Source organism: Bacillus sp. HU-1818 (assembly GCF_022695965.1).
Lineage (GTDB): Bacteria > Bacillota > Bacilli > Bacillales > Bacillaceae > Bacillus > Bacillus atrophaeus.
In genome coordinates, this window is sequence record NZ_JAAPBE010000003.1 from 213,389 (window position 1) to 239,906 (window position 26,518).

Annotated in this window: 22 protein-coding genes, 1 tRNA gene and 1 other annotated feature; of the genes, 20 read left to right on the top strand and 3 right to left on the bottom strand. The window is 43.5% G+C overall.

Going from position 1 to position 26,518, the window contains the following annotated elements; genetic code table 11:
- Positions 1 to 2 precede the first annotated feature (2 nt).
- The 6 genes from racE to GXP75_RS11530 all read left to right on the top strand — a co-directional run bounded on the left by racE (position 3) and on the right by GXP75_RS11530 (position 4,226).
- Positions 3 to 821 carry a glutamate racemase gene (racE, locus tag GXP75_RS11505; RefSeq protein ID WP_214913814.1) on the top strand — a complete coding sequence of 273 codons (819 nt, stop codon included), beginning with the start codon at positions 3 to 5 and terminating at the stop codon, positions 819 to 821.
- Between the two features lie 139 nt (positions 822 to 960).
- Positions 961 to 2,046 carry a GerMN domain-containing protein gene (locus GXP75_RS11510; RefSeq protein WP_061572630.1) on the top strand — a complete coding sequence of 362 codons (1,086 nt, stop codon included), beginning with the start codon at positions 961 to 963 and terminating at the stop codon, positions 2,044 to 2,046.
- A gap of 110 nt (positions 2,047 to 2,156) precedes the next feature.
- The gene (gene rph, locus GXP75_RS11515) at positions 2,157 to 2,894 is read left to right on the top strand and encodes a ribonuclease PH (protein WP_242556847.1); all 738 of its coding nucleotides are present in this window, start codon (positions 2,157 to 2,159) and stop codon (positions 2,892 to 2,894) included.
- A gap of 12 nt (positions 2,895 to 2,906) precedes the next feature.
- Positions 2,907 to 3,503 (top strand): XTP/dITP diphosphatase, encoded by a 597-nt coding sequence (locus GXP75_RS11520; RefSeq protein WP_242556848.1) that lies wholly within the window; start codon positions 2,907 to 2,909, stop codon positions 3,501 to 3,503.
- A 15-nt stretch (positions 3,504 to 3,518) separates the two neighbouring features.
- A complete protein-coding gene (locus tag GXP75_RS11525) occupies positions 3,519 to 4,034 on the top strand; it encodes a YfcE family phosphodiesterase (protein ID WP_106046832.1) in 516 nt (171 codons plus the stop codon).
- Positions 4,035 to 4,152: 118 nt separating this feature from the next.
- Positions 4,153 to 4,226: transfer RNA gene (locus GXP75_RS11530), tRNA-Arg, on the top strand.
- Between the two features lie 132 nt (positions 4,227 to 4,358).
- Here GXP75_RS11530 and GXP75_RS11535 read toward each other — a convergent pair.
- Positions 4,359 to 5,192, bottom strand: coding sequence for a YsnF/AvaK domain-containing protein (locus tag GXP75_RS11535; RefSeq protein ID WP_242556849.1), 834 nt, complete (start codon positions 5,190 to 5,192; stop codon positions 4,359 to 4,361).
- Between the two features lie 251 nt (positions 5,193 to 5,443).
- On the opposite strand from GXP75_RS11535, the gene GXP75_RS11540 reads away from it, so the two are divergent.
- Positions 5,444 to 6,700, top strand: a complete 1,257-nt coding sequence (locus GXP75_RS11540; protein ID WP_214913806.1) for a Kelch repeat-containing protein — start codon at positions 5,444 to 5,446, stop codon at positions 6,698 to 6,700.
- Between the two features lie 185 nt (positions 6,701 to 6,885).
- On the opposite strand, the gene GXP75_RS11545 is transcribed toward GXP75_RS11540, so the two are convergent.
- The gene (locus GXP75_RS11545; protein WP_242556850.1) at positions 6,886 to 7,341 is read right to left on the bottom strand and encodes a GNAT family N-acetyltransferase; all 456 of its coding nucleotides are present in this window, start codon (positions 7,339 to 7,341) and stop codon (positions 6,886 to 6,888) included.
- 1,084 nt (positions 7,342 to 8,425) lie between these two features.
- Positions 8,426 to 8,675, top strand: a binding site (T-box leader).
- A gap of 117 nt (positions 8,676 to 8,792) precedes the next feature.
- On the opposite strand from GXP75_RS11545, the gene ilvB reads away from it, so the two are divergent.
- From ilvB to yihA, 13 genes are all read left to right on the top strand, one after another.
- Positions 8,793 to 10,517: an acetolactate synthase large subunit gene (ilvB, locus tag GXP75_RS11550; RefSeq protein WP_242556851.1), complete on the top strand. Its 1,725-nt coding sequence runs from the start codon at positions 8,793 to 8,795 to the stop codon at positions 10,515 to 10,517.
- A complete protein-coding gene (gene ilvN / locus GXP75_RS11555; protein ID WP_061572635.1) occupies positions 10,514 to 11,032 on the top strand; it encodes an acetolactate synthase small subunit in 519 nt (172 codons plus the stop codon). The genes ilvB and ilvN overlap by 4 nt, the downstream gene beginning before the upstream one ends.
- 22 nt (positions 11,033 to 11,054) lie before the next feature.
- Positions 11,055 to 12,083, top strand: a complete 1,029-nt coding sequence (gene ilvC, locus GXP75_RS11560; protein ID WP_214913801.1) for a ketol-acid reductoisomerase — start codon at positions 11,055 to 11,057, stop codon at positions 12,081 to 12,083.
- Entirely contained in the window at positions 12,070 to 13,626 is a 1,557-nt protein-coding gene (locus GXP75_RS11565) for a 2-isopropylmalate synthase (protein WP_242556852.1), read from the top strand. The genes ilvC and GXP75_RS11565 overlap by 14 nt, the downstream gene beginning before the upstream one ends.
- 20 nt (positions 13,627 to 13,646) lie before the next feature.
- Complete coding sequence (gene leuB, locus GXP75_RS11570) at positions 13,647 to 14,744, top strand: 3-isopropylmalate dehydrogenase (RefSeq protein ID WP_242556853.1); 1,098 nt, start codon at positions 13,647 to 13,649, stop codon at positions 14,742 to 14,744.
- Positions 14,745 to 14,795: 51 nt separating this feature from the next.
- Positions 14,796 to 16,214, top strand: coding sequence for a 3-isopropylmalate dehydratase large subunit (gene leuC, locus GXP75_RS11575; RefSeq protein ID WP_150223063.1), 1,419 nt, complete (start codon positions 14,796 to 14,798; stop codon positions 16,212 to 16,214).
- Positions 16,215 to 16,226: 12 nt separating this feature from the next.
- On the top strand, positions 16,227 to 16,826 hold the full coding sequence (leuD, locus tag GXP75_RS11580) for a 3-isopropylmalate dehydratase small subunit (protein WP_061572639.1): 600 nt from the start codon (positions 16,227 to 16,229) through the stop codon (positions 16,824 to 16,826).
- Positions 16,827 to 16,948: 122 nt separating this feature from the next.
- On the top strand, positions 16,949 to 17,953 hold the full coding sequence (gene ddcA / locus GXP75_RS11585; protein WP_242556854.1) for a DNA damage checkpoint antagonist DdcA: 1,005 nt from the start codon (positions 16,949 to 16,951) through the stop codon (positions 17,951 to 17,953).
- Positions 17,954 to 18,169: 216 nt separating this feature from the next.
- A complete protein-coding gene (gene tig / locus GXP75_RS11590) occupies positions 18,170 to 19,444 on the top strand; it encodes a trigger factor (protein ID WP_150223065.1) in 1,275 nt (424 codons plus the stop codon).
- 272 nt (positions 19,445 to 19,716) lie between these two features.
- Complete coding sequence (clpX, locus tag GXP75_RS11595) at positions 19,717 to 20,982, top strand: ATP-dependent protease ATP-binding subunit ClpX (RefSeq protein WP_061572642.1); 1,266 nt, start codon at positions 19,717 to 19,719, stop codon at positions 20,980 to 20,982.
- Between the two features lie 152 nt (positions 20,983 to 21,134).
- Positions 21,135 to 22,793 carry an ATP-dependent protease LonB gene (gene lonB, locus GXP75_RS11600; RefSeq protein WP_242556855.1) on the top strand — a complete coding sequence of 553 codons (1,659 nt, stop codon included), beginning with the start codon at positions 21,135 to 21,137 and terminating at the stop codon, positions 22,791 to 22,793.
- A 213-nt stretch (positions 22,794 to 23,006) separates the two neighbouring features.
- On the top strand, positions 23,007 to 25,331 hold the full coding sequence (lon, locus tag GXP75_RS11605; protein ID WP_242556856.1) for an endopeptidase La: 2,325 nt from the start codon (positions 23,007 to 23,009) through the stop codon (positions 25,329 to 25,331).
- The gene (gene yihA / locus GXP75_RS11610; protein WP_010789392.1) at positions 25,328 to 25,915 is read left to right on the top strand and encodes a ribosome biogenesis GTP-binding protein YihA/YsxC; all 588 of its coding nucleotides are present in this window, start codon (positions 25,328 to 25,330) and stop codon (positions 25,913 to 25,915) included. The genes lon and yihA overlap by 4 nt, the downstream gene beginning before the upstream one ends.
- 20 nt (positions 25,916 to 25,935) lie before the next feature.
- Here yihA and GXP75_RS11615 read toward each other — a convergent pair whose 3' ends face one another.
- The gene (locus GXP75_RS11615) at positions 25,936 to 26,430 is read right to left on the bottom strand and encodes a hypothetical protein (RefSeq protein WP_214913792.1); all 495 of its coding nucleotides are present in this window, start codon (positions 26,428 to 26,430) and stop codon (positions 25,936 to 25,938) included.
- Positions 26,431 to 26,518: the final 88 nt, after the last annotated feature.

A 26,518-nucleotide genomic window follows, 5' to 3' on the forward strand; every position in this document is an offset into this window, starting at 1 on the left:
TTTTGTTGGATCAACCAATTGGAGTCATTGATTCCGGGGTTGGCGGGTTAACCGTTGCTAAGGAAATCATAAGACAGCTACCAAAAGAAAATATCATATATGTAGGGGATACGAAACGCTGCCCGTACGGCCCGCGTCCTGAAGAAGAAGTATTACAATATACGCGGGAATTAACGCAGTACTTATTAAACAGCCATCACATTAAGATGCTTGTAATTGCCTGCAACACCGCAACAGCGATCGCTTTAGACACGATTAAACGTGAAGTGGATATTCCTGTTGTCGGTGTCATTCAGCCAGGAGCGAGAACGGCGATCAAAGTAACGAAGAATCAAACAATCGGTGTGATCGGCACGGAGAATACGATTAAAAGCGGCGCCTATGAAGAAGCGCTTTTGGCTTTAAATACAGAGTTAACGGTAGAAAATCTCGCCTGCCCGCAGCTCGTGCCGTTTGTAGAAAGCGGGAAATTTCTTGACAAAACAGCTGATGAAATTGTCGAGACATCACTGCACCCGCTGAAAAACACAACCATTGATACGCTTATTTTAGGATGCACTCATTACCCAATTTTAAAAGATGCGATCCAGAGATACATGGGAGAGCATGTGAAAATCATTTCTTCCGGCGATGAAACCGCACGGGAAGTGAGCACGATCCTTTCGTATAAAGGCTTATTAAATCAGTCTCCGTTTGCGGCGGAACATCAATTCCTCACAACCGGAGAGCGCAGCCGTTTTGCAAAAATTGCTGATGATTGGTTCGGCCATGAAGTGGGTCATGTAGAATGCATTTCTCTTCAAGAACCGGTAAATAGATAGTTTGTATACCCCGCGGCATAATTGCTGCGGGGTTTTGCCGCTTCTTTTTATTTCTTATGCCATAAATTCAAAGATTACGGTCTATTTCCCGAAAGGGCTCGTATACATAGTAGTACAAACAGCCTTAGGAGGGAAAAGTATGCTGAAAAAAGGATCTACTGTCATCGCCGCAACATGTCTTACCTCTGCCTTGCTTTTATCTGGATGCGGTTTGTTTCAATCCGATAAAGCAGCCGAGGAAATTGATCCGCCGCAAGATGTTTCATATGTAAAGGATGAAGCAGGGGCGGATTTAAATAAAACCGACAGCAAAAAAAGCGATACCTCTAAAGCGGATCAAGAATCATCCACAGTCATGAGGGAGCTTTATCTGATTGATAAAAATGGATATGTCGTAGCACAGACGCTGCCTCTTCCAAAAAGTGAGGGAACCGCTAAACAGGCCCTTGAATACCTCGTTCAAGGCGGACCTGTGACAGAAATGCTGCCAAATGGATTCAGAGCTGTTCTGCCGGCTGATACGACGGTAAATGTTGATATCAAAAAAGACGGCACCGCGGTAGCTGATTTCTCCAATGAATTTAAAAATTATAAAAAAGAAGATGAACAAAAAATTGTCCAATCGGTGACATGGACGCTCACTCAGTTTAGTTCAGTAGATAAAGTGAAGATGAGAATTAACGGGCATGAGCTGAAAGAAATGCCTGTGGGCGGAACTCCGATTTCAGACGATTTAAGCAGAAAAGACGGCATTAATATCGAGACAGCCGGGGTCAATGACATGACGGCTACACACCCGGTGACAGTCTATTATTTAGCAGAAACAGATGACAGCGAGTACTATGTGCCTGTGACAAAACGAATCGACAATTCAGAGACAAATGACATTACAGCCGCAATCAATGAGCTGGCGGATGGACCGAGCAAGGCAAGCGGCCTTTTAACGGATTTCCAAGAAAACGTGAAGCTCGTGAGCAAACCAAAGCTCAAAGACGGTCATGTTACCCTTGATTTTAATAGCTCGATTTACGGAAGTGCCGACGAAAAGACAAAGATGATCTCATCAGAGGTCTTAAACAGTATCGTGTTGACATTAACGGAGCAACCTGATGTGAAAAGCGTGTCTGTAAAAGTGAATGGTAAGGCGGAGCTGGTCAATGAAAAAGGTGAAAAGCTCTCAAAACCGGTATCAAGACCGTCGCAAGTGAATACGGGTAGTTTTTAATTTAGGATTTTTGATATACTAGTAAGAAAGAGGTTAGCGTTCCGGCTGCCTCTTTCTTTATTCAGTTCCGGGACAAAAAAGGTTTATGTACATACAATCGGAGGTAAAACATGAGACACGACGGAAGACAACACGATGAGCTGCGGCCGATCACATTTGATCTGGATTTTATCAGCCATCCGGAAGGTTCTGTTTTAATTACAGCGGGAAACACGAAAGTGATCTGCAATGCATCTGTGGAAGACCGCGTTCCGCCATTTTTGCGCGGAGAAGGCAAAGGGTGGATTACGGCGGAATACAGCATGCTGCCGCGGGCAACCAATCAAAGAACGATCAGAGAATCTTCAAAAGGGAAAGTTACCGGAAGAACGATGGAAATTCAGCGTCTGATCGGACGTGCGCTGCGTGCGGTCGTCGATTTGGAAAAGCTCGGTGAAAGGACGATCTGGATTGACTGTGATGTCATTCAGGCGGACGGCGGGACAAGAACAGCCTCCATCACAGGCGCGTTTCTTGCAATGGGTATCGCAATCGGAAAATTAGTAAAATCAGGTGTGCTCAAAAAGACTCCAATCACTGACTTTTTAGCAGCGATTTCTGTCGGAATTGATAAGGAACAGGGACTTCTGTTAGATTTAAATTATGCGGAAGATTCCGCCGCGGAAGTAGACATGAACGTCATCATGACGGGAAGCGGCCGCTTTGTTGAGCTTCAGGGAACCGGAGAGGAAGCGACGTTTTCACGCGAGGATTTGGACGGGCTTCTCAGCCTCGCAGAAATAGGAATCCAAGAGCTGATTGACAAGCAAAAAGCGGTGCTGGGAGATTACCTGCCAGAACTGAAATAAAGACAGAAAGGCTTGATCATCATGAAAGAAGCGATTATTGCAACGCACAATCCGGGAAAAGTGAAAGAGTTCAAAGACATTCTTGCGCCAAAAGGGTACGACGTCAAATCGTTAGCGGATATCGGATTTTTGGAAGAAATCGAAGAAACCGGCCACACGTTTGAAGAAAATGCGGTTCTTAAAGCTGAAGCCGTCGCCAAGGCAGTGAACAAAATGGTCATTGCTGATGATTCCGGTTTATCTGTGGATAATTTAGGCGGAAGCCCGGGCGTTTATTCGGCCCGATATGCAGGCGAACAAAAAGATGACACGGCGAATATCAATAAAGTGCTTCAGAAACTGAAAGGCATTGAAAAAGAACAGCGTACGGCCCGATTCCGCTGCGCGCTTGCCGTCAGTATTCCGGGTGAAGAGACAAAAACAGTCGAAGGGCATGTCGAGGGCTACATTGCAGAGGAACCTAAAGGCGAAAACGGCTTTGGCTATGATCCGATCTTTATCGTAAAGGATAAAGATAAAACAATGGCGGAGCTGACCAGTGATGAAAAAAATAAAATCAGCCACAGAGCCAACGCACTGAAAAAGTTATCACAGCTGCTTGAGGGATAAGGGGGAGCTTGCAGAATGAAAGTTCTGATCATCAGCGACAGCCACGGGCTGGAAGAAGAGCTTAACATGATTGCAAAACGCCATGAAAAAGAAGTTGATCTCATGATTCATTGCGGCGACTCTGAGCTTGAATCGGAGAATCCGGCATTAGGGCCTTTTTCCGTTGTGAAAGGCAATTGCGACTTTACCGGTAATTTTGAGGACGAGCTGATCCTGACAGCCGGGTCAAAGCGCATTCTGGTGGTGCACGGCCATCTGCACGGCATTAAACAGTCTCTCTTAACCGTTTACTATCGTGCCGAGGAGCTGGGAGCAGACGTTATCTGCTTCGGACACTCACATATCGCAGGAAGCGAAATGCTGCGCGGAAAACTCATGATCAACCCGGGCAGCATACGTTTGCCGCGGGTGCGGAACGTAAAAAGCTATGCTATACTGACTCTAGCAGAAAATGAAGCGACAGTAACATTTTACGACCAAACAGGGCAAGAAATCACCGGCTTACAAAGCCATTTCACATTTGAAACATAGCATGAGGGAGAAATATTTCTTCCTCATGAAAAAAATTCTAAAAACCTGTTGACTTATTGTTGTAATCCTAATATAATAAATCTTGTCGCTGATACTTAAAGCGAAAAAACAAAAACATGTCCCAGTAGCTCAGCAGGATAGAGCAACGGCCTTCTAAGCCGTCGGTCGGGAGTTCGAATCTCTCCTGGGACGTACCGAAAGAAAAACCTCAAACTTCTTGGTTAAACAAGGGTTTGAGGTTTTTTGTATAGATATGAATGTTTATCCTGAAAAAAGACTGACCTAAAATATCTTTTAGATCAGTCTTTTTACGGTGATACAGAGTTATTTATGATTTAAAGCATCGTCATCATCATCTAGGTTGCGGACATGTCCTTCTTTATTGAGACGAGGCTCTTCTTTCTTCACTGTTTCTGATACATGCTCATTCTCTTCCACAGTTCGTTTTCCGATAACGACTTCATCGGTTACAACCGGTTTTTTTGTTACTTCTACCTGTTCTTCAACGATCGGGACTCTGATTGTTTCTGAGTCATTTACAGGAGAAGCTTCACCAGTATTATCATTCACTGGACGGCGTTCTACATAAATTTCATCATGCTTCACAGGTATATCCATATCCCTTTGTTCTGTTTTGACGTCTTTACCTATTTCCACTTCTCCGGTTTGGATATCTTCTTTATCCACTTTCAGCTGTTCTTCTCGAAGCGGCATGGTTTTTTCTTCTTTCGTTGTATAATCCGCCATCTCATTTGTATTTGAAAACCCGCCTGAAAGGGCATTGCCGTTATCAATAGGCGTATCTAAGTGTGTGTCTGTATCAACGGCTACTAGAAGCTTTCCGTCATCCAGATCTTCTTGATACTTGTCTATTTCGTCATTTGAGATATCCAAGTCTGATAATGCTTTGCTGTGTGCGCCAGTATCATCCATTGTGAAATAATCTTTCAGTTTATCGAAAAAGGATTCAGAATCTCTATCATTTGCTTCAAGAGCTTGATTTACTTCTGTCCCTGTACGGGATTCGAGATAATCTGTATCCCGGCGATTTGTGACAACAGAAATATCGTCTGAATCATAACCCTTTGTTAGTAAGCCTTCAATCACTGCAATGGTCTCTTGTGGAGTTTCGTATACACCAACTACACTTTTTGTCATATTAATCTCCTCCTCTGTAAAATAACATTTTATCGTTCTTGTCGTCTTTAATTCCCGTTACGCTTTAAAATAAACAAAATAGAAAACACTCACAGTTTTCGTCAATCGCATCAAGATTAATTTATTTTAAAAGAATAAGCCTTTCATTATATGAATTTCCTGAAAAATAAATATTTGGATAGGGGGATGGAAAAATTTATCGTCATGCCGATATTTGTTATGTGGAAAAATAAATAAAGGAGTGTTATCTCTTGAAAAAATGGTTCATTGTTTTTTTCTTATTCGTTATTACGATGTTTCAATCGCTCCAAACAGTTAGCGCGGAAACAGTTGAATGGAAAGAAAGAGCAGATTTGCCCGAGCCCCGTGTCGGCGCAAGTAGCGGTGTAGTAGATGGAAAGATATATGTGATAGGTGGCGGAACGGAAAAACCAGGTACTTATGGGAATCAAACATTTGTCTACGATCCTAAAACAAATGAATGGGCAAGAAAAGCCGACATGCCCACAGAGAGGGCAGGAGCTGCGACTGTTACAGTTGACGGTAAAATTTATGTGCTGGGCGGAAAGTCAAACGATGGAGTTGTCAAGGCAGTAGAAGTATATGATCCAAAAAAAGATACGTGGGAAAAATTAGATGATCTCCCCTTTGAAAACAAAGTTCAAGCTTATAGGATTTATGCTGAAGCTATCGGAAAGAAAATATATGTGGTAGCCTATGAAAATTCTAGATATGCAACGACTTACAGTTACGATCTAGAAACGAAAAAATGGGAGAAAAAACAGAAGTTAAATGATGAAATCTATGCGGGTTCTACGGCAGTAATTGATAATAAACTATATATCGTTGGCGGAACGCAAATAATTGGTCTAACTGTTTATGTCTATGATCCAGTAAATGATAGCTGGACAAAAAAGAAAGGATTTACAGGAGGATATCATTCTGCACTTGTTTATAAAGGAAAAATACTTATGACAGGAGGTGTAAGCAGAATTAAGGTGTACGATCCTAAAAGTGAATCAGTTACAGCTGTGACAAATCCTAAAGCACCAAATAGAATGGCACATTCTTCTGCCATTATTGATGATACTCTCTACGTAATCGGTGGAATGGAGGAGACATCAAGTTTTGATGGAGTGTATGCAAAGTCTAAATTTAAATCAGTTATGTCAATTTCATTAAAGGATTTGAATATACCGTCCGATGCGGAGGAGCCTTCGGGAGATAGTGATAAAGGATCAACAACACCTTCTGAGGATAATTCAGCAGTAGAAGACGGAGACGCTCTCCTTGTTGTCACCATGGTAAACGGTTTGCAAAAAGAGTATCAACTGTCCATGAAAGAAGTGAACGGATTTCTGAAATGGTACAAGCAGCGTGATGCTGGAGAGGGGCCGGGCTTTTATGAAATTGATGAGCATGACAACAACAAAGGGCCTTTTGAAAGTAAAAAGGATTATGTTGTGTTTAAAAATATTTTAATGTATGAAGTGAATAAATATAAATAATAATTCAACCATCCAGTACAATGCTGGATGGTTTTTGTGTATTAGGAATAGAGATAGTTGTCTGCAGATGAATTGTAACCACGATTGTCCTTGTCTGCTTCATTGTCAGATGGTATTTTACAGGGACAATATAAAAAAGATAGATAAGGCAGAACATAGTCCTGCGCTTATATTTCTAAAATATTTCACAATTCCTTTGTCATAAAGACACTATTCGGGTCATCAGTATAGTCCGAAAACGGCTCGCAATACTGGAACCCAAAACTGGCATAAAGTCTTCTTGCCGGCTCGAAAGAAGCCATTGAGCCCGTTTCCAAACTTAACCGCCGATAGCCGCGTTGCTTGGCCTCATCAATGATGTGCTGAAGAAGTCGTTTTGCAACACCCTTTCTTAAATGTGACGAAGATGTTCGCATTGATTTTATTTCTCCATGGAGACCATCAAGTTCCTTAAGCGCCCCGCACCCAACTAATTCATCTTCTTCCCATGCGCTCCAGAAGGTCATCTCCGGCTTTTTTAATTCATCAAGATTTAATGCATGTATACTTTCCGGCGGAGAAATTAGCGACATGCTATGTAAATGCTCTCTCACTAATTCTGCCACTTCAGAACTGGTTACATCATCTATTTTAATATTCATACCAAAATCCCTCCGTAATACTCCATTTGGTAAGCAGTGAAGTGGATTACACTGTTTACATGTTAAATTAAATCTATATATATACCATCTTACTTCCAAGCATGATGACAGGAAAACTCACAAAACTATCGATTTACATATGGTATCTATATAAAGAGCGGCATTCTAAGCCCATCGGTCGGGAGTTCAGAAACTCTCCTAGGAGGTCATTTATTATCTCTTCATCATGCTTGAGAATTATTTTTTAGTTGAAATATATGTAAAAATTCCAAACTGTTGAGGACGATTTGGCGTTTTCAGTTTTTTATGTCCCCGATAAGAAAAGTTTTCTGTGATTCTCCCGAAGCTTTGATTAACCGAAAACCTGCCTAAACCCGCCATGCCTTCCGCGAAGCTGTGTCCGTCCCCGCCGTGGGGCCGAAAATCCATAGCTTCCTCTCACGTCTCCGAAATGCTGGCCATAGCATCCTGAGCTATAAGGGAATTGAGATTAAAGCTGGCCACCGCTGTATGGACTGTGCGGGAACCGCAAGGATGATATCCCTGTTGATATCCGCCTGGAAAAGAAGGTTGATCCTGTTGCGGAAAAGAAGGGAAGCCGGCCGGCAATCCATGGATATCTGCATACGCTTTATTCATAAAATTACTTCAAGATAACAACAGTTTATGCCTATTTTCTGACGAAGAGCTGAGCTTTTCCTTTTGAAAATCTTTTTGCTTGTATCTGTCAGAAAAGTTTCTAATGCTATATATATTGCGTTATAAAATGTGACATATTGATAGGAATTTGAAAAATGATGAAGTAATGTTAATAGATTAATAAAAAAATTATAAAAACTTTTACTTTTTATAGGTCCTTATACATCAATAATGTAAGCGTATACAAATAAGATTGATTAATCTAAATTGTCTAATAATTTTAAAAATGCTGTTGACACTGCGTTCAAAGCGGCGTAAGATGAGTTCAAACAAAAGATAAATGCATGTTTCACACTTAGAAAGACCTTAATTTGATGCTGTAAAACAAACCATACACATTAACTTTTTGAACCTTTGAGAACATGTTGTTCAATTAGTCTGAATAATCAAAACGAAGATGAGGATAAGTAGCTTTGAAAAAGTTTTCCACAGAGAGCCGGAAATTGCTGAGAACCGGCGGAACTTCACAGAGTGAACTCGCCTCAGAGTGCCGGTCTGAAATGAGAGTAGGACTCGGCCGAGTGAACATTGATGTTTACTCGTTACCAAAACGGATAGAAATATCCATGAGACGGCTATTTTACGGCCGTAAACAAGGGTGGTACCGCGGAAAGAAAAGCCTTTTCGCCCCTTTTGGCTAACGCAAGCATTGCGTGACCAATTGTGGGCGGAAAGGCTTTTTTATTTGAATAATCAGCTATATCAATAGATGTTGATCTATGGAGGATTCGCAACTAAAAGGAGGAAATCATATGGGGACAAATGTACAGGTGGATTCTGCCTCTGCCAAATGTACACAGACGATGAACGGGGCACTGATGCTGATTGAATCATTAAAGAAAGAAAAAGTTGAAATGATTTTTGGGTATCCGGGCGGAGCCGTTCTTCCGATTTATGACAAGCTTTATAACTCGGGAATGGTTCATATCCTTCCCCGTCACGAACAGGGGGCCATTCATGCGGCAGAAGGCTATGCGAGAGTATCAGGCAAACCTGGTGTTGTCATCGCGACTTCAGGGCCGGGAGCGACAAATTTAGTTACAGGGCTTGCGGACGCTATGATTGATTCCTTACCTTTGGTGGTCTTTACCGGCCAGGTCGCGACTTCTGTTATCGGAAGCGATGCTTTCCAAGAAGCTGATATTTTGGGAATTACAATGCCGGTCACAAAACATAGCTACCAAGTGCGTGAGCCGGAAGATCTGCCGAGAATCATCAAAGAGGCTTTTCATATCGCAACAACGGGAAGACCGGGACCGGTATTGATCGACATACCGAAAGATGTCGCTTCAATTGAAGGCGAATTCAGTTACGATCATGAACTTGACCTCCCGGGATACCAGCCGACGAAAGAGCCTAACTATTTACAGATCCGCAAGCTGGTAGAAGCAGTAAGCAGCGCGAAAAAGCCAGTCATTCTAGCGGGCGCGGGCGTTTTACATGGAAAAGCGTCAGAAGAATTAAAAAATTATGTTGAACAGCAGCAAATCCCGGTTGCTCATACACTTCTGGGACTTGGCGGATTCCCTGCCGATCATCCGCTTTTCTTAGGAATGGCAGGCATGCATGGCACTTATACAGCCAACATGGCTCTCTATCATTGTGATCTGCTGATCAGCATCGGTGCTCGATTTGACGACCGTGTCACTGGAAATCTGAAACACTTTGCAAAATACGCGAAAGTGGCCCATATCGATATTGATCCGGCTGAAATCGGAAAAAATATTGAAACGCAAATCCCGGTGGTCGGCGACAGCAAAATTGTCTTGAGCGAGCTGATGAAACAAAACGGCAAGCAGAGCAATTCAGACGAATGGAAAAAGCAGCTGGCTGATTGGAAGGAAGAGTATCCACTATGGTACGTAGACAATGAGAAGGAGGGCTTTAAACCGCAGAAGCTGATTGAGTACATTCACCAATTTACAAAAGGCGAAGCGATTGTAGCCACTGATGTCGGCCAGCATCAAATGTGGTCAGCTCAATTCTATCCTTTGCAAAAGGCTGACAGATGGGTGACATCCGGCGGTTTGGGAACAATGGGATTTGGCCTTCCGGCAGCGATCGGGGCACAGCTTGCCGACAAAGATGCCACAGTGGTGGCAGTGCTTGGAGACGGCGGATTCCAAATGACCCTTCAAGAATTAGATGTTATCCGCCAATTACATCTTCCGGTTAAAGTCATCATTTTAAATAATGAGTGTCTCGGAATGGTAAGACAATGGCAGGAAATTTTCTATGAAGAACGTTATTCAGAGTCTAAATTCTCTTCTCAGCCGGACTTCGTTAAGCTGTCAGAGGCATACGGAATCAAAGGAATCAGAATTACATCTGAAGCGGAAGCGAAAGAAAAACTGGAAGAGGCCTTAACCTCGGATGAACCGGTCGTCATTGATGTCCGGGTTGCAAGAGATGAAAAAGTATTTCCAATGATAGCGCCGGGTAAAGGGCTGCATGAAATGGTGGGGGTGAAACCTTGAAAAGAATTATTACACTGACTGTTGTTAACCGCTCCGGCGTGTTAAATCGGATTACCGGCCTTTTCACAAAAAGACACTATAACATTGAAAGCATCACAGTCGGGCACACAGAAACAGCCGGGGTCTCAAGAATTACATTCGTTGTCCACGTAGAAGGGGAAAACGACGTTGAACAGCTGACAAAGCAGCTGAACAAACAGATTGATGTATTAAAAGTTACTGATATTACAAATCAATCTATCGTACAGCGCGAGCTGGCCTTAATCAAGGTCGTATCAGCGCCGTCAACAAGGACGGAGATTAACGGGATAATAGAACCGTTCCGCGCCTCTGTTGTCGATGTCAGCAGAGACAGTTTGGTCGTCCAGGTGACTGGCGAATCAAATAAAATTGAAGCGCTGATTGAATTGTTAAAACCTTATGGCATCAAAGAAGTAGCGAGAACAGGCACAACGGCTTTTGCCAGGGGAACCCAGCAAAAACCGTCATCCAATAAAACAATATCTATTGTATAAAACAAACAAGGGAGAGATTGAAATGGTAAAAGTATATTATAACGGTGATATCAAAGAAAACGTATTGAATGGCAAAAAAGTAGCGATTATCGGTTACGGTTCACAAGGACACGCGCATGCTTTGAACTTAAAAGAAAGCGGAATTGACGTTGTAGTCGGCGTAAGACAAGGTAAGTCCTTTACTCAGGCTCAAGAAGACGGCCATAAGGTATTCTCGGTAAAAGAAGCAGCGGCACAAGCAGATATCATCATGGTTCTTCTTCCGGATGAGCAGCAGCAAAAAGTATATGAAGCTGAGATCAAAGCCGAATTAACAGCAGGGAAATCATTGGTGTTCGCCCACGGGTTCAATGTTCATTTCCATCAGATCGTTCCTCCGGCAGATGTAGACGTATTCCTTGTAGCTCCAAAAGGACCGGGGCATCTTGTAAGAAGAACATACGAGCAAGGCGCCGGTGTACCTGCATTGTTCGCTATCTATCAAGACGTTACAGGCGAAGCGAAAGATACTGCGCTAGCTTATGCAAAAGGAATCGGCGGAGCAAGAGCGGGTGTGTTGGAAACAACGTTTAAAGAAGAAACAGAAACAGATCTTTTCGGTGAGCAGGCAGTCCTTTGCGGAGGATTATCAGCACTTGTGAAAGCAGGTTTTGAAACCTTGACAGAAGCTGGTTATCAGCCTGAACTTGCATACTTCGAGTGTCTTCATGAGTTGAAATTAATCGTAGACCTTATGTATGAGGAAGGTTTGGCTGGAATGAGATATTCTATCTCTGACACTGCGCAGTGGGGAGACTTCGTATCAGGACCTCGCGTTGTAGACGAAAGTGTAAAAGAATCTATGAAAGAAGTCTTAAAAGATATCCAAAACGGAACATTCGCAAAAGAATGGATCGTAGAAAATCAAGTGAACCGCCCTCGCTTCAACGCAATTAATACGAGTGAAAACGAGCATCAAATTGAAATCGTCGGCAGAAAGCTTCGTGAAATGATGCCGTTTGTCAAACAAGGCAAGAAGAAGGAAGCGGTGGTCTCCGTTGCGCAAAATTAATTTCTTTGACACGACGCTTCGTGACGGTGAACAGTCTCCCGGCGTGAACTTAAACGCTCAAGAGAAGCTAACCATTGCAAAGCAGCTTGAAAGACTCGGGGTAGATGTAATCGAAGCGGGGTTTCCCGCTTCATCCCGAGGGGATTTCTTAGCTGTTCAGGAAATTGCAAGAACTGTTAAGCAATGTTCAGTCACCGGGCTTGCCCGCTCTGTTAAAGGGGACATCGACGCGGCTTGGGACGCATTAAAAGACGGAGCTTTTCCAAGGATACACGTGTTTATCGCCACATCTGACATCCATTTGAAGCACAAACTGAAAATGACCCGTGATGAGGTCGTTGAAAAAGCGGTTGCGATGGTGAAATATGCGAAGGAACGCTTCCCGGTTGTCCAATGGTCCGCAGAGGATGCGTGCCGGACTGAGCTTCCATTTTTAGCGGAGATTGTAGAAAAAGTGATAGATGCCGGGGCGAGTGTCATTAACCTTCCTGATACTGTCGGTTATTTAGCTCCTTCAGAGTACGGAAAAATCTTTAAATATATGAAAGAAAACGTTCCGAACATTGATAAAGTGAAGCTTTCTGCTCACTGCCACGATGATTTGGGAATGGCGGTTGCGAATTCGCTCGCCGCAATTGAAAACGGTGCGGATCAAATTGAATGTGCCGTAAACGGAATCGGTGAAAGAGCCGGAAATGCAGCGCTTGAAGAGGTTGCAGTTGCCCTCCATATCAGAAAAGATTACTACAACGCTGAGCCATCTATTACTTTAAATGAAGTAAAGCGTACAAGTGATTTGGTGAGCAAGTTGACCGGAATGGCGATTCCGCGCAACAAAGCAGTTGTTGGAGACAATGCATTCGCCCACGAATCAGGCATTCACCAGGACGGCTTCTTGAAAGAAAAATCCACTTATGAAATTATCTCACCTGAACTGGTCGGTGTCACGGTTGACGCTTTAGTGTTAGGAAAGCATTCCGGACGCCATGCGTTTAAAGACAGACTTGTCACTTTAGGTTTCCAGTTTGATCATGAGGAAATTAATAAATTCTTTACGATGTTTAAAGAGCTGACAGAGAAGAAAAAAGAAATCACAGATGAGGATCTTGTCTCTCTTATTTTAGAAGAAAAAGTAACAGACCGCAAGATTGGCTACGACTTTCTTTCTCTTCAAGTGCATTATGGAACATCACAAGTGCCGACTGCGACTGTGTCATTAAAAAATCAAGAAACAGACGAACTGATACAGGAAGCCGCTACGGGAGCCGGAAGTGTAGAAGCGATCTATAACACACTTGAGCGCTGTATGGATAAAGATATAGAACTGCTTGATTATCGGATTCAGTCTAATAGAAAAGGCGAAGACGCATTTGCGCAAGTTTATGTGAGAGTGCTTGTTAATGGTAAAGAATCAGCTGGGCGGGGCATTGCACAGGATGTGCTGGAAGCTTCCGCAAAAGCCTATTTAAACGCAGTCAATCGCCAATTGGTCTTTCAATCTAATATGAGCGGATTAAAGAACTATACAGCTGTCGGATCGTAGCAGAAAGGAGAACGGTTAACTTGAAGAAAAGAATTGCACTTTTACCCGGAGACGGGATCGGCCCAGAAGTACTTGAATCAGCGGTAGACGTATTGAAAAGTGTTGCCGAAAGTTTCAGCCATGAGTTTGTATTCGAATACGGCCTGATTGGAGGAACCGCGATCGATGAACATAACAATCCTCTGCCAGAAGAAACGGTCACCGTTTGTAAAAATGCGGACGCGATTTTGCTGGGCGCTGTCGGCGGCCCAAAATGGGATCAAAACCCTTCAGAGCTTAGGCCTGAGAAAGGCTTGCTCGGCATTAGAAAACAGCTTGATCTTTTTGCGAATCTGCGTCCTGTGAAAGTGTTTGATAGCCTTGCTGACGCGTCTCCTTTAAAACAGGAATACATTGATAACGTTGATTTCGTTATTGTGAGAGAGCTGACAGGCGGTTTATATTTCGGTCAGCCGAGCAAACGATACGTAAACAGCGAAGGAGAACAAGAGGCTGTAGACACTCTCTTTTATAAGCGGGAAGAGATTGAACGTGTGATCAGAGAAGGCTTTAAAATGGCTCAAGGGAGAAAAGGCAAAGTAACGTCAGTCGATAAAGCGAATGTTCTTGAATCCAGCCGTTTGTGGCGTGAAGTGGCTGAAGATGTCGCTAAAGAATTTCCAGATGTAAAGCTTGAGCATATGCTCGTCGATAATGCGGCGATGCAGCTGATCTACGCGCCGAGCCAATTTGATGTGGTCGTGACGGAAAATATGTTCGGAGACATTTTAAGTGATGAAGCTTCCATGCTGACGGGTTCTCTCGGAATGCTCCCATCAGCCAGCTTATCAAGCTCCGGTCTTCATTTATTTGAACCTGTCCATGGCTCTGCTCCTGATATCGCAGGTAAGGGAATGGCAAATCCTTTTGCGGCCATTTTGTCAGCGGCAATGCTTTTGAGAACATCTTTCGGTCTGGAAGATGAAGCAAAAGCGGTAGAAAATGCGGTTAACAAAGTACTCGCCGCTGGTAAAAGAACAAGAGATTTAACGAAAAATCAAGAGTATAGCAACACTCAGGCGATTACTGAGGAAGTTAAGGCTGCGTTAGCCGGGGAAAATATAATTTCTATAGTGTGACAGCTTGAAAAATAAGCGGTCTTAGTTCATAGGTAGAGGGAGGAAATAAAGATGATGCCTCGAACGATCATCGAAAAGATTTGGGATCGGCATGTAGTAAAAAATGGTGAGGGAAAACCGGATCTTCTCTATATTGATTTGCACCTTATTCATGAGGTGACATCTCCTCAGGCCTTCGAAGGCTTGAGACAAAAAGGAAGAAAGGTCAGAAGGCCTCAAAATACGTTTGCGACAATGGATCATAATATTCCTACCGTGAATCGCTTTGAGATTAAGGATGAAGTTGCGAAGCGTCAGGTGACTGCGCTGGAACGGAATTGTGAAGAATTTGGCGTCCGCCTTGCCGATCTTCACAGCGTGGATCAAGGAATTGTCCATGTGGTCGGACCTGAGCTCGGATTGACGCTGCCGGGTAAAACCATTGTGTGCGGCGACAGTCATACATCAACTCACGGAGCATTCGGTGCACTCGCTTTTGGTATCGGCACGAGTGAGGTTGAACATGTCCTTTCCACACAGACACTTTGGCAGCAGCGACCGAAAACGCTTGAAGTCCGCGTAGACGGAACGCTTCAAAAAGGGGTAACGGCGAAGGATGTCATTCTTGCCGTCATCGGTAAATACGGCGTGAAATTCGGCACGGGATATGTCATTGAATACACTGGGGAAGTATTCAGAAACATGTCGATGGATGAGCGGATGACTGTTTGCAACATGTCGATCGAAGCAGGTGCAAGAGCAGGCATGATTGCGCCCGATGAGATTACATTTGAGTATTGCAAAAACCGCAAGTACACGCCTAAAGGCGAAGAGTTTGATAAAGCTGTAGATGAATGGAAAGCGTTAAGAACAGACCCTGGTGCTGTGTACGATAAATCAATCGTCCTGAATGGAAACGAAATTTCTCCGATGGTGACATGGGGAATCAATCCTGGAATGGTTCTTCCTGTGGATTCAGAAATCCCGGCGCCTGAAAGCTTTACGGCGGAAGACGATAAGAAGGAAGCAATCCGCGCATATGAATACATGGGTGTTACGCCTCATCAAAAAATAGAAGATATTATGGTGGAGCATGTGTTTATCGGATCATGCACGAATTCTCGCATGACGGATCTTCGTCAGGCCGCCGAAATGATCAAGGGCCAAAAGGTATCTGATAAAGTCAGAGCAATCGTTGTTCCCGGCTCCCAAAGCGTAAAACTGGAGGCTGAGAAAGAAGGGCTTCATCATATTTTCCTGGAAGCCGGGTTTGAGTGGAGAGAGTCAGGATGCAGCATGTGTTTAAGCATGAATAATGATGTTGTCCCTGAGGGAGAACGCTGTGCGTCGACATCCAACCGCAACTTCGAAGGAAGACAGGGGAAAGGCGCCAAAACTCATCTCGTCAGCCCGGCAATGGCTGCTATGGCCGCCATTCACGGCCGCTTCGTTGATGTAAGGAAGTATTATCAGGAAAAAACAGTTGTGTAAGGAGTGCGTGAGATGGAACCTTTAAAAACCCATACAGGAAAAACGGCCGTATTAAACCGAATTAACGTGGACACGGACCAGATTATTCCGAAACAGTTTTTGAAAAGAATTGAAAGAACGGGTTACGGCCGATTTGCATTTTTCGACTGGAGATACTTAGCTGACGGAGAGCCGAATCCGGATTTTGAATTAAACCAGCCGGCTTACCAGGGAGCATCCATTTTAATCGCCGGAGAAAACTTCGGCTGCGGATCATCACGTGAACATGCTCCGTGGGCGCTTGATGATTATGGTTTTAAGATTATCATCGCACCGTCATTTGCCGACATTTTTCATCAAAATTGCTTTAAAAACGGTATGTTGCCGATTCGTATGCCATATGAAAACTGGAAGGAACTCGCCGGTCAGTATGAAAATCAGTCTTTGACAATGACTGTTGATCTTGAAAATCAGCTGATTCATGACAGCGAGGGGAACCAGATTTCCTTTGATGTTGATCCGCATTGGAAAGAGATGCTTGTAAACGGACATGATGAAATTTCTTTAACGCTTTTGCTTGAAGATGAAATCAATCAATTTGAAACAAAAAGAAGTTCTTGGCTTCAAGCCTGATAAAAAGCTGCCCGACATTTGGTCGGCAGCTTTTTTTATCAATGACAAGCCTTTCCTTTCTTGTGTTTATGAACGTGTGTTGTTACACTTGAAAAAAATAAGTGCCTGAAAGGAATATAGGTATGACGCATGACAAGAAAAACGCAAAGATTATTCCTTTTCCTAATCTGAAAGACCGGCTTGTGGATAAGGGAATGGCTGCTTTGAAGGAAAAAAAGTATCAGGAAGCCCTTCAGCTGTTTTCAGAAGCCATGCACTATGAAGATACAGAATCCGATCTTCATTTAGGGATGGCTATCTGTTTTTTAGAGCTTGGCGAACTGGAAGATGCAAAAAACGTGTGTGAGAAAATGCTGAAAGAAGGATACGGCCATTATTTTACCGTTTTACAGGTCTACATGACCATTTTGATTCAGCTAAAGCAATATGAAGAAGTGAAAAGCACGATTGAAGCCGTTCTGGAAGAAAATCAGCTTCCGGCGGAGAGCGCAGAACAATTTTATAAGCTGCTTGATTTCAGCCGGAAAATGACTGATCCGGAGCGTCAGGATGAAGCCTGGGCTGAAGAAGACGAGGACGGCCTGGACACAGAGAAACTGTTATCAAGCCCTGAGGAACAAATGAATTTGATCCATTCATTAAAAGACCGCAATTTGGCCAGCCATACAGGGCTGCTAAAAACAATCCTTCAGGATCCCGCCGCGCATCCGGTCATCAAAACAATGATTCTCCATTTAATGGCGGAGCATGACTATAACAAACCGGTCCATATCACAAAGTTCGGCGAATCCATGACGACTCTCCCAAGCGAAGCTGTACAGCCTGAAGCCGCGCCTATTTTACACCGTGTGCTCCGCTTGCTTGATAAGACGCTCGGAAATGAGAACCCGACCCTGTACGCTGCCGTTGAGGAGCTGTGGAGAAGGCATCTGTACGTCTTATATCCGTTTCAGCCCCAATTGCTTAGTGCCGAGCTGTGGGCGGCTGCTCTGCATAAAGTCGGTTATGAGATGCACGGAATTGAAATTGACAGAGAAGAACTGCACATGATGTATGAGTTCACCGACAGGGAACTTGAAGAAGCGTGTACGATGATCAAAAATATTGAAGAAATTTCTTATTTGTAAATCGCACCATATAGTTGAAAGCGTTATGTGTTATGTTATAATATAATGGTTGTATTTGTGTATAACGGGTTAAAGAATAGGAAATATGGTTGGACAGGCTTTCATTGTACATAATGATTCTGATCTTTAGCAGCTTTGTTTTTGTTGGACGAAGCCGTTACATTGCTTTAGAATGGAAAACCGACACAACCTGAATAGATTTTTGGAGGGAAACGCATGTCAGTAAAATGGGAAAAACAAGAAGGAAACGAAGGCGTTTTAACGGTTGAAGTAGATGCTGAAACGTTTAAAACAGCTCTTGATGATGCATTTAAAAAAGTAGTGAAGCAAGTATCAATTCCAGGCTTCCGTAAAGGAAAAATTCCTCGCGGATTATTCGAACAGCGCTTTGGCGTTGAAGCTCTTTACCAAGATGCTTTGGATATTTTACTTCCTGTAGAATACCCGAAAGCAATTGAAGAAGCGGGTATCGAGCCTGTAGACCGTCCGGAAATCGACGTTGAAAAAATCGAAAAAGGCGAAAGCTTGATCTTCACTGCTAAAGTAACTGTTAAACCTGAAGTGAAGCTTGGCGATTACAAAGGCCTAAACGTTGAAAAAGACGAAACGGCTGTAACTGACGAAGACGTCCAAAACGAATTGAAAGCACTTCAAGAGCGTCAAGCTGAGCTTGTCGTAAAAGAAGAAGGCACTGTAGAAGAAGGAAACACAGTTGTTCTTGATTTCGAAGGATTCGTAGACGGAGAAGCATTCGAAGGCGGAAAAGCTGAGAACTACTCACTTGAAGTTGGTTCAGGCTCATTCATTCCTGGCTTCGAAGAGCAGCTTACAGGCCTTGAAGCTGGCGCTGAAAAGGATGTTGAAGTGACATTCCCTGAAGAGTACCATGCTGAAGACCTTGCCGGAAAGCCTGCTGTTTTCAAAGTGAAAATCCATGAAATCAAAGCAAAAGAACTTCCTGAGCTTGATGACGAATTCGCAAAAGACGTAGATGAAGAAGTTGAAACTCTTGCTGAATTGACTGAAAAAACAAAGAAACGTTTAGAAGAAGCGAAAGAAAACGAAGCTGACGCTAAATTGCGTGAAGAGCTTGTTCTGAAAGCTTCTGAAAATGCTGAAGCTGACGTGCCTCAGGCTATGATTGACACTGAGCTTGACCGCATGATGAAAGAATTCGAACAGCGTCTGCAAATGCAAGGTATGAACCTTGAGCTTTACACTCAATTCTCAGGACAAGACGAAAACGCGTTAAAAGAGCAAATGAAAGAAGATGCTGCAAAACGCGTAAAATCTAACCTGACTCTTGAAGCAATCGCTCAAGCGGAAAATCTTGAAGTAACAGATGAGGAAGTAGATGCCGAGCTTTCTAAAATGGCTGAAGCATACAACATGCCTGTTGAAAACATCAAACAAGCGATCGGTTCAACTGACGCAATGAAAGAAGATTTAAAAGTTCGCAAAGCAATTGATTTTCTTGTAGAAAACCGTTAAGATGGTGCATAATAATAGTTATAACAAAACAGGGCGCGAATAATTCGTGCCTTGTTTTGTACAATTATGATATATCTCTTTTTCTTGGGGCAAGATAGATAATGCCGGGCTGATTTTTGTCATACATATAGAATGTGCAAGTAAGAAACACATCGTTACCGTCTTTTTGGAAAGTATGGTAAAATGCAATACATACTCGATCGTTTCAAGAATCATTTTCTTTTGCTCTGCCGGTAAAAGAAAAAAGTGAGACAAGATTAAGGGGTGAAAGAATGTTTAAATTCAACGAGGAAAAAGGACAATTAAAATGCTCGTTCTGCGGAAAAACACAGGACCAGGTTCGTAAGCTGGTTGCCGGACCTGGTGTTTATATATGCGATGAATGTATCGAGCTCTGCACGGAGATTGTAGAAGAGGAACTCGGAACAGAAGAAGAAGTAGAATTTAAGGACGTTCCGAAGCCGCAGGAAATTCGTGAAATTCTCAACGAATATGTTATCGGACAGGAACAAGCGAAAAAATCACTGGCTGTTGCCGTTTATAACCACTATAAGCGTATCAACTCCAACAGCAAAGTGGACGATGTTGAGCTGTCAAAAAGTAACATTTCAATGATCGGACCGACGGGAAGCGGTAAAACCCTTCTTGCCCAAACTCTGGCCCGTATATTAAATGTACCGTTTGCCATTGCTGACGCTACATCATTAACGGAAGCCGGATATGTCGGTGAAGATGTTGAAAACATCCTATTAAAGCTCATCCAAGCAGCCGATTATGATGTGGAAAAAGCGGAAAAAGGCATTATCTATATTGACGAAATCGATAAAGTTGCAAGAAAATCTGAGAATCCGTCTATTACACGCGATGTGTCCGGTGAAGGTGTGCAGCAGGCATTGCTGAAAATTCTTGAAGGCACAGTGGCAAGCGTGCCGCCTCAAGGCGGACGTAAGCACCCGCATCAGGAGTTTATCCAAATCGACACAACAAACATTCTGTTTATTTGCGGCGGCGCCTTTGACGGGATCGAACAGATCATTAAACGCCGTTTAGGCCAAAAAGTGATCGGATTTGGATCAGATAACAAAGTTGCAGATCTGGAAAAAGAAGAGCTTCTCTCAAAAGTACTTCCTGAAGATTTGCTTCGTTTCGGGTTAATTCCTGAATTTATCGGTCGTCTTCCAGTCATTGCAAGCCTTGAACAGCTTGACGAAACAGCGTTGGTTGAAATTTTAACTAAACCGAAAAACGCTCTTGTCAAACAATATAAGAAAATGCTTGAGCTTGATGACGTTGAGCTTGAGTTTGAAGAAGACGCTTTAGCTGAAATTGCCAAAAAAGCGATCGAGCGCAAAACAGGCGCGCGTGGACTTCGTTCTATTATTGAAGGCATCATGCTTGATGTAATGTTTGATCTGCCTTCCCGTGATGATATCGAAAAATGTGTCATTACTGGAGCAACAGTGGCAGACGGTGAAGCGCCGCGTCTTGTGTTAAAAGACGGCACAGTTATCAATAATGAAGATAAAACATCTGCATAATGCGTCTAAAAAGCCTCCTGAGTGGTGACATTCAGGAGGCTTTTTTCTCGTGTAAACTCTTCTCAAAAACGTTTATTCAGCTCTTGTCTGGGAGATACTAGCAGGCAGAGGAATAAATTGATACATAAATCGTTTTTTCAGGAGGGACCATCATGAGTTGGACAGGGATCGCATTATTTATTCAGCTGTTTTTTGGGATTGTCATCGGATTATATTTTTGGAATTTGCTGAAAAACCAAAGGACACAGAAGGTTACAATAGATAAAGAATCGAAAAAGGAGATGGAGCAGCTGCGTAAAATGCGCTCTATCCGCTTATCAGAGCCTTTATCAGAAAAAGTTCGGCCTAAAAGCTTTCAGGACATTGTCGGACAGGAAGATGGGATTAAAGCTTTAAAAGCCGCATTGTGCGGGCCTAATCCGCAGCACGTTATCGTCTACGGGCCTCCGGGCGTCGGCAAAACAGCTGCGGCCCGTCTTGTGCTGGAAGAAGCAAAAAAACATAAACAATCACCCTTTAATGAACAAGCTGTTTTTGTAGAATTGGATGCGACGACAGCCCGTTTTGACGAAAGGGGAATTGCAGATCCGCTCATCGGCTCAGTGCATGATCCGATTTATCAAGGAGCTGGTGCAATGGGGCAGGCCGGAATTCCGCAGCCGAAGCAGGGGGCTGTGACGCATGCCCACGGAGGGGTGCTGTTTATTGATGAAATCGGAGAGCTGCACCCTATTCAAATGAATAAAATGCTCAAGGTGCTAGAGGATCGCAAAGTGTTCTTGGACAGCGCTTATTACAGTGAAGAGAATACGCAAATCCCCAATCACATCCATGATATTTTTCAAAACGGGCTTCCGGCTGATTTTCGCCTTATTGGGGCGACAACGAGAATGCCGAACGAGATTCCGCCGGCGATTCGTTCCCGCTGTTTAGAAGTGTTTTTCCGGGAGCTTGAGAAAGACGAGCTGAAAGCAGTTGCGAAAACAGCGGCAGATAAGATTCAAAAAGACATTTCTGACGAGGGGCTTGATTTATTAACGAGCTATACACGAAACGGGCGAGAAGTTGTCAATATGATTCAAATCGCTGCCGGTATGGCAGTCACTGAAGAACGAAAGGACATTACCATTGAAGATGTTGAATGGGTCGTCCATTCCAGTCAGCTGACTCCTAAACACGAACAGAAAATCGGTTCCGCCCCGCAAGTCGGGATCGTAAACGGACTTGCTGTTTACGGGCCTAACAGCGGCTCATTGCTCGAAATTGAAGTGAATGTAACGGCTGCTCAGGATAAGGGGTCAATTAACATCACCGGGATTGCGGAAGAAGAGAGCATCGGCAGCCAATCCAAATCAATTCGCCGGAAAAGCATGGCGAAAGGCTCAGTGGAAAACGTGTTAACCGTTCTCCGCACAATGGGAATCAAACCGACGGATTATGATATTCATATCAATTTTCCCGGCGGCATTCCGATTGACGGACCTTCCGCGGGTATAGCGATGGCGGCGGGGATTTTTTCTGCGATTCATAAGATTCCGATTGACAATAAGGTTGCGATGACAGGAGAAATCAGCTTAAACGGGCTTGTAAAGCCAATCGGCGGTGTAATTCCTAAGATTAAAGCGGCGAAACACTCCGGTGCACAGAAGGTCATCATTCCTTATGACAATAAGCAGTCGATTCTCAAACAAATTGATGGCATCACTATTATAACGGTCAAAACGTTCCAAGAGGTGCTGGATGCGGTGTTAATTGATCCGCCTTCTGAGCAAAAACCATTTCCCATCGAAATCAATCAAGAATCCGTTTAACCCTATTATAATAATAGGGTTTTTTTCATGAAGGTCATCTTTTCCTTTTTCAGATTAGAAAGAAAGGGTATACTACGAGGAGACTGCTTTTTAGAAAATCGAACCGGATGGATACATGTTGTCAATTTCGGAACTATGAAATCCTGGAATTGTACAAGGATGAAAAAGTTGTATTATAATGGTTCATACTAAAGTCACGGAGGTGTCAGTCACATGGCAGAAGAATTAAAACGCAGCATCCCGCTCCTCCCTTTAAGAGGCTTATTGGTGTACCCGACGATGGTTTTGCATTTAGATGTGGGCCGTGATAAGTCGGTTCAGGCTCTTGAACAGGCAATGATGCATGATCATATGATATTTTTAGCCACTCAGCAGGATATTTCTATAGACGAACCGGGTGAAAATGAAATTTTTACTGTCGGCACCTATACAAAAATCAAACAGATGCTGAAACTTCCGAACGGAACAATCCGAGTTCTGGTTGAGGGGATACAACGCGCGCAAATCACTGAATACACGGAACTGGAAGAGTATACAACAGTTGATATTCAGCTCATTCACGAAGATGATTCGAAAGACGTAGAAGACGAAGCGCTGATGCGTACCTTGTTGGACCATTTTGACCAGTACATAAAAATTTCTAAAAAAATATCGGCTGAAACCTATGCCGCTGTTACTGATATTGAAGAGCCCGGCAGAATGGCGGACATCGTCGCTTCGCATCTTCCGCTGAAATTAAAGGACAAACAGGATATTTTAGAAACGGCTGCTGTAAAAGACAGGCTGAACAAAGTAATTGATTTGATCAATAATGAAAAAGAAGTGCTTGAAATTGAGAAGAAAATCGGCCAGCGCGTCAAACGGTCGATGGAGCGCACGCAAAAGGAATATTATTTGCGCGAACAGATGAAGGCGATTCAAAAAGAGCTTGGCGATAAAGAAGGGAAAACGGGCGAGGTCCAAACCTTGACAGAAAAAATCGAACAAGCGGGCATGCCGGACCATGTCAAAGAAACGGCGCTGAAAGAATTAAGCCGTTACGAAAAAGTCCCGTCCAGTTCCGCGGAAAGCTCTGTGATCCGCAATTATATCGACTGGCTTATTGCGCTCCCTTGGACGGATGCGACAGAAGATAAGCTTGACATAAAAGCAGCCGGTGATCTTTTAGATGAAGAGCATCACGGACTGGAGAAAGTAAAAGAACGGATTTTGGAATACTTAGCCGTTCAGCAGCTGACAAAATCATTAAAAGGTCCGATTCTTTGTCTGGCGGGGCCTCCGGGAGTCGGGAAAACATCTCTGGCAAAATCCATTGCGAAAAGCATGGGCCGCAGCTTTGTGAGAATCTCGCTTGGCGGTGTTCGTGATGAATCAGAAATCCGCGGACACAGACGAACCTATGTCGGTGCGATGCCGGGGCGTATTATTCAGGGAATGAAAAAAGCCGGCAAGCTGAATCCGGTTTTCTTGTTAGATGAAATTGATAAGATGTCTTCGGATTTCAGAGGCGACCCTTCGTCTGCTATGCTTGAAGTGCTGGATCCGGAACAAAACAGCACATTCAGTGATCACTACATTGAAGAAAACTTTGATTTATCGAAAGTTCTTTTTATCGCAACGGCTAATAATCTGGCAACGATTCCGGGCCCTCTCAGAGACAGAATGGAAATCATCAATATATCAGGATATACTGAAATAGAGAAGCTTGAAATTGTAAAAGATCATTTACTGCCGAAACAGCTTAAAGAGCACGGTCTGAAAAAAGGAAACTTGCAATTACGCGATCAGGCGATTCTTGATATCATCCGTTACTATACGAGAGAAGCAGGGGTCAGAAGCCTTGAACGCCAGCTTGCCGCAATTTGCCGTAAAGCTGCCAAATCAATCGTAGCAAAGGAAAGAAAGCGGATTACGGTGACTGAAAAAAATCTTCAGGATTTTATCGGCAAACGGATTTTCAGATACGGCCAAGCGGAAACGGAAGATCAGGTGGGGGTCGTCACGGGATTGGCCTACACGACGGTCGGAGGAGACACGCTGTCCATTGAAGTATCGTTATCACCTGGGAAAGGCAAGCTCATTTTGACCGGAAAGCTTGGGGATGTGATGAGAGAATCGGCACAGGCGGCATTCAGTTATGTCCGTTCAAAAGCTGAAGAGCTCGGAATCAAACCTGATTTTCATGAGAAATATGATATTCACATCCATGTTCCGGAAGGAGCGGTCCCTAAAGACGGGCCGTCAGCGGGAATAACAATGGCCACAGCACTTGTTTCCGCTTTAACAGGGCGCCCGGTATCCCGGGAAGTCGGGATGACAGGAGAAATTACGCTGAGAGGCCGCGTGCTGCCGATCGGCGGACTGAAAGAAAAAGCGCTCGGCGCACATCGTGCGGGTCTAACCACAATTATTGCGCCGAAGGACAACGAAAAAGATATAGAAGACATACCCGAAAGCGTCAGAGAAGGGTTAACCTTTGTGTTAGCGTCACATCTAGACGAAGTCTTGGAGTATGCTTTAGTGGGAGAGAAAACATGAAAGTAACAAAGTCAGATATCGTGATCAGCGCAGTAAAACCGGAACAGTACCCTGAGGGGGGCCTGCCGGAAATTGCGCTGGCCGGAAGATCAAATGTAGGAAAGTCATCTTTTATCAATTCATTAATCAATCGTAAAAATCTTGCCAGAACATCATCTAAACCGGGAAAAACACAAACCTTGAATTTTTATATCATAAACGATGAACTTCATTTCGTGGATGTACCTGGTTATGGCTTTGCCAAAGTCTCAAAAACAGAGCGTGAAGCGTGGGGCAGGATGATTGAAACCTATATCACCACACGTGAGGAATTGAAAGCCGTGGTGCAGATCGTTGATTTGAGGCACGCCCCGTCAGCAGATGATGTGTCAATGTATGATTTCTTAAAGCATTATGGCATTCCTGTCATTATTATCGCTACGAAAGCGGACAAGATTCCGAAAGGGAAATGGGATAAACACGCAAAAGTGGTCAGACAAACGCTTAATATCGAGCCGGAAGACGAGCTGATTCTGTTTTCCTCTGAAACGAAAAAGGGGAAAGATGAAGCGTGGGGAGCCATTAAAAAAATGATAAACCGGTAGAGACTTTCTCTGCCGGTTTTTTATCGTATAGTTTTTTTTCTTTTTATCAATAATAACAATAAACTGATCGCAATAAACACAAACGGCCAGTACTCTTTAAAAAGCGCCGTCGGGATATGCGCAGAATCAAGCCAAGCTGTAATCTGTTTGAAAAAGTACAGAAACAGGGAAAAACAAATCATCGAAATGGCTTCAAATACATATTCTTTTTTTTGAATAGTTGACGCAAGCAGAGAGAAGCCAATAACGAATATAATCATTTCAAAATCATCCGGCCACCAATCTAATGACAGTTTCGCGAAAAAGTGCAAACCCATTCCGAAAAGAACCATGCCAATAAAGAAATGAGAGGCTGCCGCTTCTTTTTTACCTTGATAAATAAACGCGGCGCCTAAAAGCATAAGAAGAACGGGCCATTGATCTTGGCCTGAAAATAATTCTAATTGACCGCTTTGAAGCCATGCGTATAATGACGAGGCCAGCAGCAGACAAGGAAATAAAATTGATTTTTTCATTGGATCACCTTCTTGTTTGATGAGCGGATTTTTGGTAAATCTCTGCTGTTTTTGGTATTTTCAATAGGAACCTGCTTCCTTCGTGAAG